Raw genomic sequence first — 17,533 nt, forward strand, 5'->3', positions numbered from 1 at the left:
CATGCCTCCTTCACGCGTGCGCCACGGTGCAAGTCCATCACGCCACCCGCCGACCACGGGAGCCCCGCCTGCGCATCCAGCGGTACGGGATTCATTGCAGGACATGAATGTGACCGGTAACATTGCGACGACCACCGGGAGCTCCGCGCCCCGACCACGAGACCCGATGGAGGACCGCGTGATGACTCCCGACCCTGCCGCGCCGCATCCGGAGGGGTCCTCCTTCGGCGCGGAGATCGATGCCGCGATCGGCGAGGTGCGCGCGGAGGTCGCGCGCCTGCACGCGGAGCTGGTGCGGTATGGTCTCGTCGTCTGGACCGGCGGGAACGTGTCCGGGCGCGTCCCCGGAGCGGATCTGTTCGTCATCAAACCGTCCGGTGTCTCCTACGCGGACCTGCGTGCGCAGGACATGATCCTCTGCGACCTCGACGGCATCGTCGTCCCGGGCACGCCCGGCAGCGAGCGCAGCCCTTCGAGTGACACCGCCGCGCATGCGTACGTGTACCGGCACATGCCCGAGGTCGGCGGAGTCGTGCACACCCACTCCACATATGCGGTGGCCTGGGCTGCGCGCGGCGAGGAGATCCCCTGCGTGATCACGGCGATGGCCGACGAGTTCGGCGGTCCCGTTCCGGTCGGTCCCTTCGCGACCATCGGCGACGACTCGATCGGGCGGGGCATCGTGGAGACGCTCAGGGGGCACCGATCCCGGGCCGTGCTCATGCAGAACCACGGACCCTTCACGATCGGGGTGTCGGCCACGGACGCGGTGAAGGCCGCTGTCATGGTGGAGGACGTCGCCCGCACGGTGCACATCGCCCGTGAGGCAGGACCTCTCATCCCGCTTCCGCAGGAGGCCATCGACCGGCTCTACGACCGGTACCAGAACGTCTACGGACAGAGCGGGGATGAGCGGCGATGATCGCAGACGCGCAGGCGGATATGCCGGACGAGGCGGTTCGTGCAGCCATCCGCGAGGGGCGCACCTCGCTCGGGATCGAGCTCGGCTCGACCCGGATCAAGGCCTGTCTCATCGCCGACGACGACCCCGCGACGGTCCTGGCCGTGGGTGCGCACGACTGGGAGAACCTGTTCGTCGACCGTGTCTGGACCTATGCCCTGGAGGACGTCTGGTCGGGTCTGCGGGCTGCCTACGCGGACCTCGTCCGGGACGTGCGCGAACGGTGGGACGTCGAACCCGTCGTCTTCGGCGCCATGGGCGTGTCCGCGATGATGCACGGATACCTGCCGTTCGATGCGGACGGCGAGCTGCTCGTCCCGTTCCGCACCTGGCGGAACACCAGCACGGGCCCGGCAGCCAGGGAGCTCACGGAGTTGTTCGGCACGAACATCCCGCTCCGCTGGTCGATCGCCCACCTGTACCAGGCCGTCCTCGACGACGAGGCGCATGTGCCCGACGTCCGCTTCCTCACGACGCTCGCCGGCTACGTGCACTGGCAGCTCACCGGGCGTCGGGTGCTCGGGATCGGGGACGCGGTCGGGATGTTCCCGGTCGACGCCGAGACGAAGGACTACGACACGGAGGCAGTCGCGAGGTTCGACGCCCTGGTGGCCGATCGCGCGCCCGGCATGCGCCTGGCCGAGCTGCTTCCCGAGATCCTGATCGCGGGAGCGCCGGCCGGAGAACTGTCCGCGGCGGGCGCGTCGCTGCTCGACCCGACCGGCGGCCTCCGCCCCGGCATCCCGTTCTGCCCGCCCGAGGGCGACGCCGGGACCGGGATGGTGGCGACCTGCGCCGTGGCGCCGCGCACCGGCAACGTCAGCGCGGGCACGAGCATCTTCGCGATGGTCGTGCTGGAGCGGCCGCTGGAACGCGTGCACGACGAACTGGACCTCGTGACCACCCCGGCAGGGGACCCGGTCGCGATGGTGCACTGCAACAACGGCGCGAGTGAGCTCGCGGCATGGGTGGAGATGTTCGTCCGGTTCGCCGAGGCGGCCGGAACGCCGCTCGCGGCGGACGTGGTGTTCGCGACCCTCTTCCGGGAGGCGCTCGCCGGTGAGTCCGATGCGGGTGGGCTCCTGGCCTACAACCACCTCTCCGGCGAGCCCATCGCCGGGTTGAGCGAGGGACGACCCCTGTTCGTCCGCACCCCAGACAGCCGGTTCACCCTGGGCAACGTCATGCGCGCGCAGCTCTACGGTGTCTTCGGTACGCTCGCGCTGGGCATGGGTGCGCTCGTGGACGAGGGCGTGGAGATCGATCGGATGTATGCGCACGGGGGCATGTTCCGTACCGCGGGTGTCGCGCAGCGGTTCCTCGCCGGTGCCCTGGACGCGCCGGTCGCCGTCGCGGCGACTGCCTCGGAAGGCGGGGCATGGGGAATCGCGGTTCTCGCCTCCTACCTCTCGGCCGCGCCCACCACGGAACTCGACGACTACCTGACCGAGCGTGTGTTCGCCGGTCAGGACATCCCGACCATCGCGCCCGATCCGGACGACGTCGCCGGTTTCGCCGCCTATCTCGACCGTTACCGGGCCGGTCTCGCGGTGGAAGCCGCCGCCGTCACCGCCCTGTGATCACCACGACCATGCTGTCGCGCGCGTGCGCGCACGCGCGAGGAAAGAAGGAACGCCCATGAGCAGTACGCCACTGTCCACATCCCTCGATCGCTACGAGGTGTGGTTCGTCACGGGAAGTCAGAACCTGTACGGGGAGGAGACGCTCCGCCAGGTCGCCGAGCAGTCCCAGGCCGTCGTCGCCGGCCTCGACGGGCTGCCCGTCGAGGTCGTCTGGAAGCCCGTGCTGAAGGACTCCGACGCCATCCGGCGACTCGCCCTGGAGGCGAACGCCCGCGACGACGTCATCGGGATCATCGCCTGGATGCACACCTTCAGCCCGGCCAAGATGTGGATCGCCGGGCTCGACGCCCTGCGCAAGCCCCTGCTGCACCTGCACACCCAGGCCAACGTCGAGCTGCCCTGGGGGGACATCGACTTCGACTTCATGAACCTCAACCAGGCCGCGCACGGCGACCGTGAGTTCGGGTACATCCAGACGCGCCTGGGCGTGGCGCGCAAGACGGTCGTCGGGCACGTCTCGAACCCCGCCGTCCGCGCCCAGATCGAGGACTGGCAGCGGGCCGCGGCGGGCTGGGCGGCCGCCCGCACGCTCAAGCTCGCGCGTTTCGGTGACAACATGCGGTACGTCGCGGTGACCGAGGGCGACAAGACCGAGGCGGAGCTCCGCTTCGGCGTGCAGGTGAACACCTGGGGTGTGAACGAGCTGGCGGAGGCCGTAGCGGCCGCATCCGCGTCCGACATCGATGCGCTCGTGGCGGAGTACGAAGAGCTCTACGACGTGGCGCCGGAGCTTCGCCGAGGCGCCGAGCGGCACGGCTCGCTGCGCGACGGCGCGGCCATCGAGCTGGGCCTGCGCTCCTTCCTCGAGGAGGGCGGCTTCGGCGCGTTCACCACGAGCTTCGAGGACCTCGGATCGCTGACACAGCTGCCCGGCCTGGCCGTGCAGCGGCTCATGGCGGAGGGCTACGGCTTCGGCGCAGAGGGCGACTGGAAGACGGCGATCCTCGTCCGGGTCGCGAACGTGATGGGTGCTGGGCTTCCCGGTGGCGCGAGCCTGATGGAGGACTACACCTACGACCTCGTCGCGGGCGACGAGAAGATCCTCGGCGCGCACATGCTCGAGGTCGCGCCGTCCCTCACGACCACGAAGCCGCGCCTGGAGATCCATCCGCTCGGTATCGGAGGCAAGGCCGACCCGGTGCGCCTGGTCTTCACCGCCGACCCCGGCCCCGCGGTCGTGGTGGCCATGAGCGATATGCGCGATCGGTTCCGGCTGGTCGCGAACGTCGTCGAGAACGTGGACGCGCCCGATCTGCCCAACCTGCCCGTCGGCCGGGCGGTATGGAAGCCGGCGCCGGACTTCGCCACGTCGGCGGCCTGCTGGCTCGCCGCCGGTGCCGCCCACCACACGGTCATGACGACATCCGTCGGCATCGAGGTCTTCCGCGACTTCGCCGAGATCGCGGGAACGGAGCTGCTCGTGATCGACGAGTCCACGAACGTCCGCGACTTCCAGCGCGAACTGCGCTGGAACCAGGCGTACTACCGGCTGGCGCAGGGCCTCTGATGGCCGGTGTCGCGCTGTCCGGCACGCAGCACCTGCTGCGTGCCGGCAGGTACGAGGCCTGTATCGCGAGCGTCGGGGCGTCGTTGCGATCCCTGACCTTCGACGGCCGGGACCTCGTCGTCCCCTTCGCCCCGGACGAGGTGCGCCCCGCCTTCCGCGGTGTGACCCTCGCGCCGTGGCCGAACCGGGTGGTCGATGGGCGATACGTGTTCGATGGGGTGGAGCAGCGTCTGGCGTTGACCGAACCCGAGCGCGGGCACGCGCTGCACGGGCTCGCCGCCTGGCTCGACTACGAGGCGATCGACAAGGGGCCCGACCACGTCACGGTCCGCGCCGACATCCAGGCGCAGACCGGCTATCCATGGCGGGTGCGGATCGAGACGCGGTACGAGCTGGACGCGCAGGGGCTCACCCAGACCGTGCGGGCGACGAATGAGGCGGACACCGCCGCACCATTCGGTACCGGCCCGCATCCCTACCTCGTGGCGGGGGAGAGCGCCCTGGACGAGTGGACGCTGGAGCTTCCCGCATCCCAGGTGCTGCACGTGACAGAGGACCGGCTCGCTCCGACCGCGTTGCGGGCGGTGGATGCGGACGACGCGGCGCGCTTCGACTTCCGTGCCGCGCGACGCATCGGTGCGGTGGAACTGGACCACGCGTTCACCGACCTCGCCCGCGGCGAGGACGGCCATGCGTCCGTGCGCCTGACGGATGCATCCGGCTCCGGTGTGGAGATGTGCTGGGACGTAGCGTGCGGCTGGGTGCAGGTGCACACCGCCGACCTGCCCGACGGGCGCCCCGGTACCCGTGCCGGGCTCGCGGTCGAACCCATGACGTGCGCGCCGGACGCCTTCAACGCGGCGCGCTATCCGTTCGACACCGGACTGCTCACGGTGGAACCCGGTGCCACCGTCGAGGCGAGCTGGCGGATCGCCGCGCTCTGAGGGGTGCCCGACCCCCGCCGTGTGACCGGCGTCATATGGCCGGGACGGGGGTGTCGGCCGCCCTACGATGACGACCATGACCTTCACCTCCATCACGGATCAAGCCGATCTGTCCGGCCTGAGCACCACCGGGACGATCTTCGGCATCATCGTCTACGTCCTGATCGCGATCGCACTGTGGCGCGTGTTCAGCAAGGCCGGATGGCCCGGCATCCTCGCGATCATCCCGATCGTCAACGTCTTCATCCTGGTGAAGATCGCCGGCTACTCCGCGTGGATGACCCTGCTGTACATCATCCCGATCGTCGGGTGGATCTTCTCGATCGTCGTCGCCGTGCGCGTGGGGCGCGGGTTCGGCAAGGGCGGGGCGTTCAGCTTCTTCCTGCTGTGGCTGATCCCGGTGATCGGCTATTTCATCATCGGCTATGGCCGCGCCACCTATTCCAAGCCGGTCTGACCCACGCATGACACGCCCCCTCCCCGGGTAGAGTCGAGGGAGGGGGTGTCGTGGCATCTGAACAGGACGGAACCGCCGGGCCGAGCCCGGACGGCGCCATGTCCGCGAAGCGACTGCTCCGGCCCAAGCTCGCGGATGTCGTCGCGGAGGGCGTGTACATCGCGGCGGCCGCCACGCGGTTGACGCTGAAGAACCACATCCTCGTCGACATCCTCTCGGCGGGGGAGGGGTTCGACGCCGATCGGTTCGTGCCCGACGCGCGTGCGACCCTGCTCGCGCTCGCCGATGAGGCGGAGGCGGACGCGCAGCGTGCGGAGCGGGAGCGGAAGCTCGCCCGGCGACGGTTCAGCGATTCCGGCGGGACGCACGACTACCGCAGCCGTGACGTGCGGAACCTGCGCCGCCGGCGCAAGCAGTCCGAGCGGATCGCGAAGGAACTGCGCCAGCGCGCCGAGGACGACGCGGAGCTGCGCACGCTGGTCGAAGCGGCCAGGGAAGCCGCGTGGGCCGAGGTGGCCCGCAACATCGACAGCAACCTGCGGATCGAGGCGGCCCGACCCGACCTCGAACCGGACTACGAGAAGATGCGACAGGCCCGGATGCAGAGCCTGCGCCTGGTGGACCTGCCGAGGCTCGCCGCGCACCGGCGGCGGTCCGGGGAACGCGAGAGCATGGAGCCCACGCAGGACGACGCCGTCGACGGCGCGTGACCGCCCGAAGGCGCGCCGCGGGCTGGCTCGATTTCGCACCGACGCCGGGTGTGGGGTACGCTTTTCTAGTGCCCGCGCGCCGGTTCGGACGCGGCACGAGCGCCCGTAGCTCAATGGATAGAGCATCTGACTACGGATCAGAAGGTTAGGGGTTCGAGTCCCTTCGGGCGCACACTGTGTTGAGACAGTAGTAGAGAAAGCCCCGGTCCCGCGACCGGGGCTTTCTCCTTTTCCGGATTGTGCCCTGCGTGGGTTGCCGTAGCGGACGATCAACCAGGCGTTGGTTCGGAGATTGCGGGTCAGGTGGCGGGTCACGTTCATCTGCAGGGGCGAACTGGCAGCGTTGATGTTGCGTTTTCGGCCCGCAGGCCGGGGGTGTCCGGGGCACGTTCCGGAGAGGCGTCAGCGAAAGGCGAACGCCCCTCCGTCCCGGAGGGGCGTTGTCGGCTCCGCGCAGGCTAGGCGTCGCTTTTGGGGACGCCCGAGCTGGTGATGACCTCGAGCGTCTTCTCGTAATGGAGGCGCAGCAACGCGGCGGCGCGCTCCGCGTCCCGGGCCACCGCCGCATCCAGAATGTCCTGGTGCTCCTTCTCGACGTTTCGGTTCGACGCAGCCGAGGTGGGTGCGGCCCACTGTCGGTAGAGCTCGGTGGCGTCCGCCAGCTGGCCCGAGAGATTGAGCATCAGGGGGAGTCCGCACGGCTCGAGGAGGACCGCGTGGAAGTGCCGATGCGCCTCCGCCCAGGCGGGGGATACATGCTGGGGATCGGCGGGGTCGCGTCGTTCTGTGTGCGCCAAGGTGTGGTGGCTGGCGATCAACTCCGACTCCCAGGTGAGATCGCCGCGCTCGATGGCGAGGCTGACGGCGAGCTCTTCGACGCGGCAGCGCAGTTCGGTGAGGTCGCGCAACTGGGTCCGGGTGAGGTCCTGCACGAAGAAACCACGGTTCGGTTCGACGAAGAGCAGGCCCTCACCGGTCAGACGGGTGAGAGCCTCGCGCACCACTGTCGTGCTGGTGCCGTAGTCGGCAGCGAGCGCTGCGGGCTGGATCTTGGTGCCGGGTTCCCACTGACCGTTCAGCAGGCCGATCCGGATCTGGTCTCGGACGCGTTCGCCGTTGTGACGCGGAGAGGTACGCATTCTTAAGAATATACTCTGCGATCCATAGTCGTGCATAGTGCCAAGATTGCCTTCATCCCCGGATCGCTCGCGTCCTGCGTGCTGCGTAACGTGCGCGAAATCGATGAGACACTATTGACGCGATAGTCGGCTATAGCGTAATAATCGATTTTGTCGTTCCGAGAGAGGACTCCCAATGAAGCGAAAGTTCTACACCGGCAGCATCACGCTTGCCGCCGTCGCCGCCCTGGCACTGACCGGATGTGCCGGTTCGTCGGAGCAAGCGTCGTCGTCGGACGCGGATGTCACGCACAAGGTCTCCGTCGGGGTGCTACCCACGGCGATGCTCGCGATCATGCAGGCGATCGAGGATGAGGGCATCTTCGCGGAGCACGGTCTCGAGATCGAGACGCAGACCGCACAGGGCGGCGCCGCCGCACTTCCCGCGCTGTCCAGCGGAAGCCTCGACATCGCGATCGGCAACCCGGTCTCGGTCATCCTGGCGCAGGAGCAGGGGCTGGACGTCGGATTCACCGGTGGCTTCGGCTACTCGCTGCCCGAGGGTGAGGATGTCGTCGCCGTTATCGCGCCGGCCGACTCGCCCATCACCTCCGTGAAGGACCTGACCGGTGCCACCGTGGCGGTCAACACCCTCAAGGGGCACGCCGAGGTGACGATCCGCGAGGCGACCGAGCTGGCTGGCGGGGACGGCTCCGCGATCAACATGGTCGAGGTCGGCTTCCCGGATGTCGGCGGTCAGCTGGCTGCCGGAAACGTGGAGGCTGCGTTCGTCGTGCAGCCCTTCCTCGCCTCGCTGACGGCGGAGGGGAACAAGGTCATCTCGTACCCGTTCCAGGACTCGCTGCCCGGACAGATGACGCTCGTCACCTTCACCGGCGGGAAGTTCGCCCAGGAGCGTCCCGAGGCGCTCGCTGCCTTCAAGGCGGCCATGGATGAGGGTCTCGCCTTCGTGCAGGAGGACCAGGACGCGGTGCGTGCACTGCTGCCGTCCCTGCTGAAGATGCCCGAAGAGGTCGCAGCCACCCTGCCCTTCGAGTACATGAGCGGCGAACTCGACGTTTCGATGCTCGACGGTATCGCCGAGATGATGGTCACGCAGGGGCTCATCAAGTCCGTGCCGGAGATCACGGTCTACTGATGAGCGAACTGCTGTGGGCGCTGTCCGCCCGAGAAATCGTAGACGGCTATCGTGCGCAGCAGTTCACGCCGACGGAGGTCGCGCGCGCCGTCTTCGACAGGATCGAAGAGCACGAGGCCTCCGTCGGTGCGTTCTTCACGGTGACCCGGGAGCTCGCACTCGAGCAGGCGCGTGACGCTGATCGGCGCTGGCGCCGGTCAGAGCCGCTGTCCTGCCTGGACGGTGTGCCCATCACGGTGAAGGACCTGGATGAAACAGCCGGGGTGCGTACGACCTTCGGGTACCGCGGACTCAGCGACAACATCCCCACCCGCGACTCCGTCGTCGCCGGTCGCGTCCGCGAGTCGGGGGCGGTGATGCTGGGCAAGACCACGACGCCGGCGTACGGGCACCTCGATTCGTCCGAGAATCTGGTCGGGCCCATCACGGCCAACCCCCACGACCTGTCCCGGACGCCCGGCGGATCGTCCGCCGGTTCCGCTGCCGCGGCGGCGGTGGGCTTCGGTCCGATTCACATCGGATCGGACGCCGCAGGCTCGGTGCGCATTCCCGGTGCGCTGAGCGGAGTGGTCGGCTTCAAGGCCTCGATCGGGGCCATCCCGGTGTGGCCCCAGCGCTTCTACCACGGCTCGACGATCCACAGCGGGATCCTCGCGCGTGAGGTGGGTGACGTCGCCATGGCGATGGATGTCCTGGCACGCCCGCACCACCGCGACCCCATGTCGAACATCCCGGTGCCCGCCGGCGGCTACGCGCTCGGCGCGCCGACGGCGCCAGGCCGAGATGTGACGTTCGCGGTCTCCCACGATCTCGGTTACGGCCGGATCTCCCCCGGCGTCCGTGCTGCCCTGGATGCCGCTCTGGACGTGCTCCGGAACGAGGGTTGGACGTTGGTGTCGGGTGGGCCCGGATGGTCGAACCCGGCCAGGATGCACGAGGCCCGGTGGGCCACCGCCATGGCTGCCTCGTTCAGCGGGCTGCTGGAGAAGGACCCGGAGTCGATCGACTCGACGCTCGCCGCCATGATCAGGGCGGGAGAACGCTTCTCGGGTGTGGACATGGCGCGATATCTCGCCGACCGCGGAGCGATGACCGACGCGTTGAACGATCTCTTCGACAGCGGGATCGACTTCCTGATCACGGCCACCATGCCGGTGACGGCGTGGCCGCTGCATTCGGAGCCCGCCGAGATCACCGACGTGGAGCTCAGTGACGACGCCTTCGCGCGCAGCTACCTGTGCTATCCGTTCAATCAAACGGGCAACCCGGCCATCACCGTGCCGTGCGGCACGGGTGAGCGCGGGCTTCCGGTGGGCTTGCAGATCGTGGGCCGGCTGCACGCCGATGCCGCCGTTCTGCGCGTCGCCGACGCGGCACACGACGCGATCGCGCGCGCCGGGCTCGTGTCGCGGCAGCCGATCGATCCGCGGCGGGCGTAGGTCGCCTGGCGCAGTCCGGCGCCAGGCGCACCGGAAGGACTCTTCGCCGCCCCTGCCCCGTTCGTGTGCTTATCCGGGCAGGGCAAGAAAACTATGAAATCCTCCGAAAATCGACTATTATAGAAACAGTAGATAATCTGGGTTATCCCAGCCGTGGAAAGGATGAAGGATGCCGAAGACGCGTCTTGTCAGTGACCAGCTAGTTGAGCCGATCGGGCACTTTTCGCATGCGATCATTACCGATTCGCCGCGACTGCTGTTCATTTCCGGAATGACGGCCAAGAACTCCGAGGGTGGAATCACCGGGGTCGGCGACGTCGCCGCCCAGACTCACCAGGTGTGCCAGAACCTGAAGGCCGTCGTCGAGGCTGCCGGTGGCACGCTCGACGACATCGCCCGCGTGGACGTGTTCGTCCGCAACATGGAGGACTTCAAGGCGATCCACGAGGTCCGTCGTGAGTACTTCAAGAGCGACCCGCCCGCCTCGACGATGATCGAGATCTCGAAGTTCGTCCACAAGGACTACCTCATCGAGATCAACGCTATCGCCGCGCTGCCGGCGGTCCAGGGCGAATCCGCCTGACGATGACCAGATCCCTTGGGTTGCGTCGCCGCAACTTGCTAGGGGTTGCGGGGGTCGCGAGCTTCGTTGCACTGTGGGCGCTCGCCTCAGTGACCGGGCTCGCCGACCCCCGTCATCTTCCGACGCCCTGGCAGGTGGTGGGCGCGTTCGGTGAACTCCTCATCGACGCAGGATTCTGGGCGTCGCTCGGCGAAACCGCCACCGCATGGCTGCTCGGTCTCGCGATCGCGGCAGTCAGTGCTGTGGTCCTCGGTTTCGTGATCGGTTCCAGCAGGTTGTTGCGGCGGCTGACCAATACGCTCGTCGAGCTCCTGCGCCCCGTTCCCGCCGTCGCGCTGATCCCGCTCGCGGTCCTGCTGTTCGGTCTCCAGATCGAAGCGACGATCATGCTCGTCGTCTACGGGTGCATCTGGCCCGTCTATGTCCAGGTTCTCTACGGTGTCGCGGATGTCGACGCGGTGGCCGAGCAGACGGCTCGGTCGTACCGCTTCGGTGTCCTGGCACGCTTCCGTTACCTCGTCTGGCCGACGACTCTTCCCTACCTGATGACGGGCCTGAGGCTCTCCAGCACGGTCGGACTGGTCCTCGCCATCACCGCCGAGCTGATCATCGGGTCACCCGGTCTCGGCTTCGAGATCGCGGTGTCGCAGTCCGGTGGAGCCATCGCCCGCATGTATGCCCTGGTCGTGGTCGCCGGTCTCCTCGGCACGGCGACGAACATCGTGATGCGACTCGTCGAGCGCAAGTCGCTCGCGTGGCACCCGTCGATTCGATCTGAGGTGAACGCATGAACTTTCTGAAGAGCGTCTTCTTCGCGCTTGCGCTTCCGGTCGTCGCGGTCGGCATCTGGTGGGTCGTCGCCGGCGACGGTGGGAACTTCTTCGTCCCGCCGCCGGGTGAGATCCTCGAGCGCTTCTTCGCGACCTGGTTCGGCGAGCGCTTCTTCGTCGACGTCGTGCCCAGCGTGGCGCGTCTCGTCGCGGGTCTGCTGCTCGCTGTCATCGGCGGCGTCGCACTCGGTGTACTGATCGGCACCACACCGGCCCTGCGCGATTTCCTGGAGCCCCTCCTGGAGTTCTTCCGGGCGATCCCGGCAGCGGTGCTCCTGCCGATCCTGATGCTGTTCCTCGGCCCGACGGACCTGCTGAAGGTCGTACTCATCTTCATCGGCTGCCTCTGGCCGATCCTGCTGAACACAGTGGAGGGCGTCCGGTCGGTGGATGAGGTGATGACCGCCACCGCGCGCACCTACCGGATCTCCGGATGGAGCCGGATGCGGTACCTCGTCCTGCCCTCGGCGTCGCCGCGGATCATCGCCGGCGTCCGGCAGAGCCTCTCGGTCGGCCTCATCCTGATGGTCATCTCGGAGATGTTCGCCTCGTCGTCGGGCATCGGCTACAGCATCATCCAGTTCCAGCGGATGTTCGCAATCGCAGACATGTGGGCAGGAATCCTCCTGCTCGGCCTCATCGGCGTTCTCCTCTTCGTCGTCTTCGGCTTCCTCGAGCGACGAATCCTCAATTGGTACTTCGGACTGCGAGAGGTCACTAATGGCAGTTGAAAATCCTGGCGCGATGGATTCGCGTCCGCCGCTCCTTCAGGTTTCGGGTCTGAACAAGACCTACGCATCGTCCTCGGGCGACTACGAAGCCATCCGCGACCTGAGCTTCGAATTGCGGGCCGGGGAACTGGTCTGCCTGGTCGGTCCCTCCGGCTCGGGCAAGACGACTCTCCTCAAGTGCATCTCCGGTCTGATGGCACCCACGCGGGGCGAGGTGCGCCTGTCCGGGACGGTGATCTCCGGCGCACCGCGGAAGATGGCGGTCGTGTTCCAGGAGTACGGCCGTTCGCTGTTTCCCTGGATGCGGGTGGAGGGCAATGTCGGCCTGCCGCTCAAGGTGGCCGGCGTGCGCACCGCGGAGCGGAACAAGGCCGTGTCCGAGGCGCTGCACGCCGTGGGCCTCGAGCACGCGGGTCGGAAGTATCCGTGGCAGCTTTCCGGCGGTATGCAACAGCGCGTCGCGATCGCTCGCGCCCTCGCATACAAGCCGGAGATCCTGCTGATGGACGAACCGTTCGCGGCCGTCGATGCGCAGACTCGTGCGGAGCTCGAGGACCTGATCCGACGCATCTGGAAGGACCTCGGCGTCACCGTCCTCTTCGTCACCCACGACATCGACGAATCCGTCTACCTGGGTGAGCGCGTGCTGGTCCTCTCCGGTGCCCCCACCGTGCTGGCCGACGACGTCGTCGTCGACCTGCCGGAGGACCGCAACCAGCTCGAAACGCGTGCCCTGCCACGCTTCGCCGAACTCCGGACGCGCGTTTACGCGTTGATCCAGGAAGCGAAGCACTACCAGCAGTCGGCCAGCGCGGCGTCGAAGCAATCCTGACCGATCATTTCGGTTGAAACGACCAATCAGAAAGGCGACCCTATGTCTTGGGGTTTGATCGCTGAGATGGGCTTCATCACCATCCAGACGACGAGGCTCGATGAACAGATCGCGGCCACGAAGACCCTGCTGGGTCTTCGCGAAGTCTCGCGGGTCGGTAACGCGGCGTACTTCGCCGCATCCGACATGCACCACGAGATCGTGTACATCGCGGGGGAGCGCGACGGCATCGACCATCTTTCCTTCCGGGCGCGCGATGTCGATGCACTGAATGTGATCCGGCAGCGTGTGAAGGACGCCGGGATGACGATCCTCTCGGACCAGCCGCTGGGGATCGGCATCGGGGAGGCATTCTCCTTCGTCGGTCCCGAGGGCTACATCTTCGAGATCTACGTGGACATGGTGCGCACCTGGAATCCGGCGCGGCCCGCTGGGCCGGAGCGCTATGGCCACATCAACATGCACCCGAGCGACGTCGTGCGGATGAAGGACTTCTTCGTCGACATCCTGGAGTTCCGGGTCTCGGACGTCATCGGCACGGAGTTCGGCTACTTCCTGCGCTGCAACTCCGACCACCACGGCGTCGCGCTGATCAAGGGTCGCGGGTCGTTCCACCACCACGCGTGGCAGACGCAGTCGATCGCGGACCTCGGCCGTATGGCCGACCGCGTGGACCAGATGGGGCAGAAGCTGCTGTGGGGTCCCGTGCGTCATGGCGCCGGCCACAACATCGCCGCGTACTACGAAGAGCCCAGCGGTGCCGTCGTGGAGCTGTATGCCGACATGGAGCAGATCTATGACGACGCCCGCGAACCCAATGTCTGGCCCGGTGGCGAGGACTTCGGCTGGGTGAACCGGTGGATGGATTACCGTCCGATGGACTTCCGCGACTTCGGGATCTTCCCCGTCGAGCGCCCCGCAGGACACTAGGCCGAGAGAGAGAGAAGCAATGAAGTACGTTTCGTTCCGTGCGCCCAACAACGGCGACACCTGGGGTGTGCTGGACAACGACCGCGTGTACGACCTGGGGCCTACCGGCCTCGCGCTCGCGGCTGACATCGTCGACGCGATCGAGAACGGGTCGTTCGGTCGGCGTGACCTGGATCTGACCGCAGCACCGTCCTACGACGTCGCGGACATCGAGTACCTTCCGGTGATCCCGGCTCCGGCAAAGATCATCTGCGTGGGCGTGAACTACCGGACGCATCAGGAGGAGACCGGGAAGCCGGCTCCGAAGGCGCCCACGATCTTCACCCGGTTCGCGGACTCCCAGATGGGGCACCTCGCCCCCGCGGTGTACCCCGCCGAGTCGTCGCAGTTCGACTACGAGGGTGAGATGGCTCTGGTCATCGGTAAGCCGGCCTATAAGGTGAGCGCGGATCGGGCGATGGAGTACGTCGCCGGATACGCCGCGTACAACGACTTCAGCGTGCGCGACTGGCAGCGGGCGAGCACGCAGTGGGTGCCCGGCAAGAACTTTCCCGCCACCGGCGCGTTCGGGCCCTGGCTGATCGAGGCCGGCGCGCTGGCGCCGCTGGACCAGGTGACCCTGCAGACCCGCGTGAACGGCGAAGTCCGCCAGAACGCGACTCTGGACGATCTGGTCTTCGACATCCCGAGCCTGATCGAGTTCGTGTCGACATTCACGCCGCTTGCGGCCGGTGACGTCATCGTCACCGGCACTCCCGGCGGCGTCGGCCTCTTCATGGAGCCCCAGGGGCTGCTCTCGGTCGGCGACGTCGTCGAGGTGGAGATCACCGGTCTCGGTGTCCTGCGCAACGAGGTCGTCAGCGGCTGACACTCGGCCATCGACGGAAGAACCCCGGTCCTCGTGGCCGGGGTTCTTCCGTATCCGGGCAGACCCCCGCGGGAGGCCGTGGCCGTCGCTCAGGCCACGGGTCGCTCCGTGGCGGCCCCCCGACACGGCAGGATGCAGGCTGCCCGCGTCGGCGTCAGGCGGCGTACGGTGTCGGTGTGAGCGCATATGTCTCCGCGTTCGAGCTCTTCTCCATCGGAGTAGGACCCTCGAGCTCCCATACCGTCGGCCCCATGCGGGCGGCCCTCGATTTCGCGATGCGTCTGCGGGAAGCGGTTTCGTTGACGGCCACCCATCGGGTCGCGTGCGTGCTCTACGGCTCGCTCGGCGCAACCGGTATCGGTCACGGCACGCCGGATGCGGTGGTGGCAGGGCTCCGCGGCGCGGCCCCGGAGACCGTCGACCCGGCCGAGGTGCGGTACGCCTGGACGGAGTGGCCAGACGGCGGCGAGCTGGCCCTGGCCGGCACGCACCGTATCCGCTTCAGCAAGGACGACATCACCTTCGCACCGCGCACCCGATTGCCCGGCCATCCCAACGCGATGACGTTGACGGCTACGGATGCGGCGGGCGCGATCCTCGCCGAGGAGACCTACTACTCCGTCGGGGGCGGGTTCATCAAGCGGGACGGGGCGCCCGCCGCGGTCGCGACGCACGCGTTCCCGCTCGAGTTCAGCGACGCCGCGGGGCTGCTGGCCCTGTGCGACGAGCTGGGCATCACGATCGCGGAGGCGGCACGGCGCAACGAGGAGGCGCTGCGCAGCGAGGTCGAGGTGGCGGAGGGACTCGATCGGGTCTGGGATGCCATGAGCGCCTGCGTCGAGGCGGGACTCGCCGCGGACGGGGAACTCCCCGGGATGTTGCGGGTCAAGCGCCGCGCCGCCGCCATCCGTGTGCAGCTGGAGCAGGCCGAGCGCGAGAACGGTCGGGAACTCCCGGGCGAGTGGCTGGGCGCGTTCGCGCTGGCCGTCAACGAGGAGAACGCGGCCGGCGGCCGCGTGGTCACGGCGCCCACCAACGGAGCAGCCGGGATCGTCCCGGCCGTGGCGATGTACTGGTGGCGCTTCCTCGCCGACTCCGGACTCGGCGTCGGCAACGCGGTCACGCCGCACGGAGAGCTCGTCGGAAGCGCCCTGCTCGGGTTCGGAGCGCACCGGCAGCTCGGCCCCGTGCTCCCCGACGAACTCGATCAGGCCGTCGTCGCCGAGGCGAACCGCCGCCGCGGGATCCGCCGCTACCTGCTGACCGCCACGGCGCTGGGATCCCTGTTCAAGGCCAACGCGTCCATCTCCGGTGCGGAGGGCGGATGCCAGGCCGAGGTCGGTTCCGCGTGCGCGATGGCGGCCGGAGGGCTCACCGCCGTGATGGGCGGGACCAACCGTCAGATCGAGAACGCCGCCGAGATCGCCATGGAACACCACCTGGGGCTGACCTGCGACCCGGTCGGTGGCCTGGTGCAGATCCCGTGCATCGAGCGCAACGCCATCGCGGCGGCGACGGCGGTCACTGCTGCACGCCTCGCCCTCCGCGGGGACGGCTCCCACTACGTGTCGCTCGACACGGTGGTCGAGACGATGCGGCAGACCGGGATCGACATGTCGCACAAGTACAAGGAGACCAGCGAGGGCGGACTCGCCGTCAACGTCATCGAGTGCTGAATCGGCACCGGGCCGGCCGTGTGGCAGCGGCGGTCGCGGGCCCCATAGGATCGACTGACCCCGACCCGAGGGACCGTCAGCGAGGATGCCGATGACCGCCCGTTCCGCCGCGCCCGCCCCGTGGCCAGGAGGATCCGTGACCGAACCCGAGCTGACAGTCCCCGTCGCGCTCACCGCGCCCACCGGCCGCCTGAACCGTGCCGCCGTCGGCTGGGCCCGGCAGCCGATCGTCGACACGACGGGCATCCCCGGGCGGCCGTGGGGGCGCAACAAGCGCTGGGAGTACTGGAACGTCGTCACGCCCACGCATATCCTCGCCCTGACCGTGTCGTCCATCGACTACGCGGCCGTGCACGAGGTGTGGGTGTTCGACCGGCGGACCGAGCGGGTGTGGCAGCAGGGCGCGACCGTGCTGCCGGCCCGCGGTGTCGAGCTGCCCGGCTCCCTCGGCGACGGGCCCGCACGGGCGCGCGCCAAGGGGCTGGCGATCGACATCGAGGAGGTCCCCGGGGGGACGCGCCTGCGCGCCCGCATCGCGGATGCCGAGTTCGACGTGATCGCGGCGCTCCCGCCGGGGCACGAGCGTCTCGCCGTCGTCGTCCCCTGGAGCGACACCCGCTTCCAGTACACCGTCAAGGACGTCGCCCGTCCCGCCCACGGCACGGTCACGACAGCGGGCCGGACCCACGAGGTCCCCGCCGGCGAGTCGTGGGCGGTGCTCGATCATGGGCGGGGGCGCTGGCCGTACGACATCGGATGGAACTGGGGAGCGGGCTCGGGGGTCTCCCACGGGCGGGTCATCGGCATCCAGGTCGGCGGGGAATGGACGGCCGGGACCGGGGTCTCGGAGAACGCGTTCTTCGTCGACGGGCGCCTGCACAAGATCCACGGCGAGGTGGTGTGGGAGTACGACATCGCGCGCTGGCGCGAACCCTGGCGGGTGCACGGCGGCGGGCTCGATGCGACGTTCGTCCCGTTCTTCAACAAGGTGACCCGGACGAACCTGGCCGTGCTCTCCAGTGCCACGGACCAGTGCTTCGGTCAGTGGAGCGGCACCTTCCGCAGCGCGGAGGGCGAGACCGTGCCGTTCGAGGGCGTCGTGGGCTGGGCGGAAGAGGTGCACAACCGCTGGTGAGCCCGAGAGG

At 68.3% G+C, this 17,533-nt stretch carries 17 protein-coding genes and 1 tRNA gene; 17 read left to right on the top strand and 1 reads right to left on the bottom strand.

Features of this window, described 5'->3' with window-relative positions:
* The first annotated feature begins 181 nt into the window (after positions 1-181).
* The 7 genes from F6J84_RS02380 to F6J84_RS02410 all read left to right on the top strand — a co-directional run bounded on the left by F6J84_RS02380 (position 182) and on the right by F6J84_RS02410 (position 6,394).
* Complete coding sequence (locus F6J84_RS02380; RefSeq protein ID WP_150974645.1) at positions 182-922, top strand: L-ribulose-5-phosphate 4-epimerase; 741 nt, start codon at positions 182-184, stop codon at positions 920-922.
* Entirely contained in the window at positions 919-2,541 is a 1,623-nt protein-coding gene (locus tag F6J84_RS02385) for a xylulokinase (RefSeq protein ID WP_150971050.1), read from the top strand. The genes F6J84_RS02380 and F6J84_RS02385 overlap by 4 nt, the downstream gene beginning before the upstream one ends.
* A 58-nt stretch (positions 2,542-2,599) precedes the next feature.
* A complete protein-coding gene (gene araA / locus F6J84_RS02390) occupies positions 2,600-4,111 on the top strand; it encodes an L-arabinose isomerase (protein WP_150971052.1) in 1,512 nt (503 codons plus the stop codon).
* Positions 4,111-5,055, top strand: coding sequence for an aldose 1-epimerase family protein (locus tag F6J84_RS02395; RefSeq protein ID WP_150971054.1), 945 nt, complete (start codon positions 4,111-4,113; stop codon positions 5,053-5,055). The genes araA and F6J84_RS02395 overlap by 1 nt, the downstream gene beginning before the upstream one ends.
* A gap of 76 nt (positions 5,056-5,131) precedes the next feature.
* Positions 5,132-5,512, top strand: coding sequence for a DUF5684 domain-containing protein (locus F6J84_RS02400; RefSeq protein WP_150971056.1), 381 nt, complete (start codon positions 5,132-5,134; stop codon positions 5,510-5,512).
* Between the two features lie 50 nt (positions 5,513-5,562).
* The gene (locus tag F6J84_RS02405; RefSeq protein ID WP_238702567.1) at positions 5,563-6,222 is read left to right on the top strand and encodes an asparagine synthase; all 660 of its coding nucleotides are present in this window, start codon (positions 5,563-5,565) and stop codon (positions 6,220-6,222) included.
* A 99-nt stretch (positions 6,223-6,321) separates the two neighbouring features.
* Positions 6,322-6,394 (top strand) — tRNA-Arg (locus F6J84_RS02410).
* Between the two features lie 286 nt (positions 6,395-6,680).
* Here F6J84_RS02410 and F6J84_RS02415 read toward each other — a convergent pair.
* Complete coding sequence (locus F6J84_RS02415; RefSeq protein ID WP_191905732.1) at positions 6,681-7,361, bottom strand: GntR family transcriptional regulator; 681 nt, start codon at positions 7,359-7,361, stop codon at positions 6,681-6,683.
* Positions 7,362-7,536: 175 nt separating this feature from the next.
* On the opposite strand from F6J84_RS02415, the gene F6J84_RS02420 reads away from it, so the two are divergent.
* The 10 genes from F6J84_RS02420 (at position 7,537) to F6J84_RS02465 (ending at position 17,523) form a co-directional block, all read left to right on the top strand.
* Positions 7,537-8,499 carry an ABC transporter substrate-binding protein gene (locus F6J84_RS02420; RefSeq protein WP_150971060.1) on the top strand — a complete coding sequence of 321 codons (963 nt, stop codon included), beginning with the start codon at positions 7,537-7,539 and terminating at the stop codon, positions 8,497-8,499.
* The gene (locus F6J84_RS02425) at positions 8,499-9,938 is read left to right on the top strand and encodes an amidase (RefSeq protein ID WP_150971062.1); all 1,440 of its coding nucleotides are present in this window, start codon (positions 8,499-8,501) and stop codon (positions 9,936-9,938) included. Before F6J84_RS02420 ends, F6J84_RS02425 begins: the two co-directional genes overlap by 1 nt.
* 169 nt (positions 9,939-10,107) lie before the next feature.
* Positions 10,108-10,521, top strand: a complete 414-nt coding sequence (locus F6J84_RS02430) for a RidA family protein (RefSeq protein WP_150971064.1) — start codon at positions 10,108-10,110, stop codon at positions 10,519-10,521.
* Between the two features lie 2 nt (positions 10,522-10,523).
* Positions 10,524-11,312 carry an ABC transporter permease gene (locus F6J84_RS02435; RefSeq protein WP_191905733.1) on the top strand — a complete coding sequence of 263 codons (789 nt, stop codon included), beginning with the start codon at positions 10,524-10,526 and terminating at the stop codon, positions 11,310-11,312.
* Positions 11,309-12,082, top strand: a complete 774-nt coding sequence (locus F6J84_RS02440) for an ABC transporter permease (RefSeq protein ID WP_150971067.1) — start codon at positions 11,309-11,311, stop codon at positions 12,080-12,082. Before F6J84_RS02435 ends, F6J84_RS02440 begins: the two co-directional genes overlap by 4 nt.
* Positions 12,083-12,095: 13 nt before the next feature.
* Complete coding sequence (locus F6J84_RS02445) at positions 12,096-12,914, top strand: ABC transporter ATP-binding protein (protein WP_238702568.1); 819 nt, start codon at positions 12,096-12,098, stop codon at positions 12,912-12,914.
* A 42-nt stretch (positions 12,915-12,956) separates the two neighbouring features.
* A complete protein-coding gene (locus tag F6J84_RS02450; protein WP_150971072.1) occupies positions 12,957-13,844 on the top strand; it encodes a VOC family protein in 888 nt (295 codons plus the stop codon).
* Positions 13,845-13,863: 19 nt separating this feature from the next.
* Positions 13,864-14,712, top strand: coding sequence for a fumarylacetoacetate hydrolase family protein (locus F6J84_RS02455; RefSeq protein ID WP_150971074.1), 849 nt, complete (start codon positions 13,864-13,866; stop codon positions 14,710-14,712).
* A 176-nt stretch (positions 14,713-14,888) separates the two neighbouring features.
* A complete protein-coding gene (locus F6J84_RS02460; protein ID WP_150971076.1) occupies positions 14,889-16,388 on the top strand; it encodes an L-serine ammonia-lyase, iron-sulfur-dependent, subunit alpha in 1,500 nt (499 codons plus the stop codon).
* A gap of 136 nt (positions 16,389-16,524) precedes the next feature.
* Positions 16,525-17,523 carry a DUF2804 domain-containing protein gene (locus F6J84_RS02465; protein ID WP_238702569.1) on the top strand — a complete coding sequence of 333 codons (999 nt, stop codon included), beginning with the start codon at positions 16,525-16,527 and terminating at the stop codon, positions 17,521-17,523.
* The last annotated feature ends 10 nt before the right edge of the window (positions 17,524-17,533 follow it).

The organism is Microbacterium caowuchunii, from assembly GCF_008727755.1.
Classification (GTDB): Bacteria; Actinomycetota; Actinomycetes; order Actinomycetales; family Microbacteriaceae; genus Microbacterium; species Microbacterium caowuchunii.

Coding starts and splice junctions, on each gene's coding strand:
- F6J84_RS02425 (WP_150971062.1), top strand. CDS start 8,499: ATGAGCGAACTGCTGTGGGCGCTGTCCGCCCGAGAAATCGTAGACGGC.
- F6J84_RS02455 (WP_150971074.1), top strand. CDS start 13,864: ATGAAGTACGTTTCGTTCCGTGCGCCCAACAACGGCGACACCTGGGGT.
- F6J84_RS02430 (WP_150971064.1), top strand. CDS start 10,108: ATGCCGAAGACGCGTCTTGTCAGTGACCAGCTAGTTGAGCCGATCGGG.
- F6J84_RS02385 (WP_150971050.1), top strand. CDS start 919: ATGATCGCAGACGCGCAGGCGGATATGCCGGACGAGGCGGTTCGTGCA.
- F6J84_RS02420 (WP_150971060.1), top strand. CDS start 7,537: ATGAAGCGAAAGTTCTACACCGGCAGCATCACGCTTGCCGCCGTCGCC.
- F6J84_RS02445 (WP_238702568.1), top strand. CDS start 12,096: ATGGATTCGCGTCCGCCGCTCCTTCAGGTTTCGGGTCTGAACAAGACC.
- F6J84_RS02395 (WP_150971054.1), top strand. CDS start 4,111: ATGGCCGGTGTCGCGCTGTCCGGCACGCAGCACCTGCTGCGTGCCGGC.
- F6J84_RS02435 (WP_191905733.1), top strand. CDS start 10,524: ATGACCAGATCCCTTGGGTTGCGTCGCCGCAACTTGCTAGGGGTTGCG.
- F6J84_RS02380 (WP_150974645.1), top strand. CDS start 182: ATGACTCCCGACCCTGCCGCGCCGCATCCGGAGGGGTCCTCCTTCGGC.
- F6J84_RS02400 (WP_150971056.1), top strand. CDS start 5,132: ATGACCTTCACCTCCATCACGGATCAAGCCGATCTGTCCGGCCTGAGC.
- araA (WP_150971052.1), top strand. CDS start 2,600: ATGAGCAGTACGCCACTGTCCACATCCCTCGATCGCTACGAGGTGTGG.
- F6J84_RS02440 (WP_150971067.1), top strand. CDS start 11,309: ATGAACTTTCTGAAGAGCGTCTTCTTCGCGCTTGCGCTTCCGGTCGTC.
- F6J84_RS02415 (WP_191905732.1), bottom strand. CDS start 7,361: ATGCGTACCTCTCCGCGTCACAACGGCGAACGCGTCCGAGACCAGATC.
- F6J84_RS02450 (WP_150971072.1), top strand. CDS start 12,957: ATGTCTTGGGGTTTGATCGCTGAGATGGGCTTCATCACCATCCAGACG.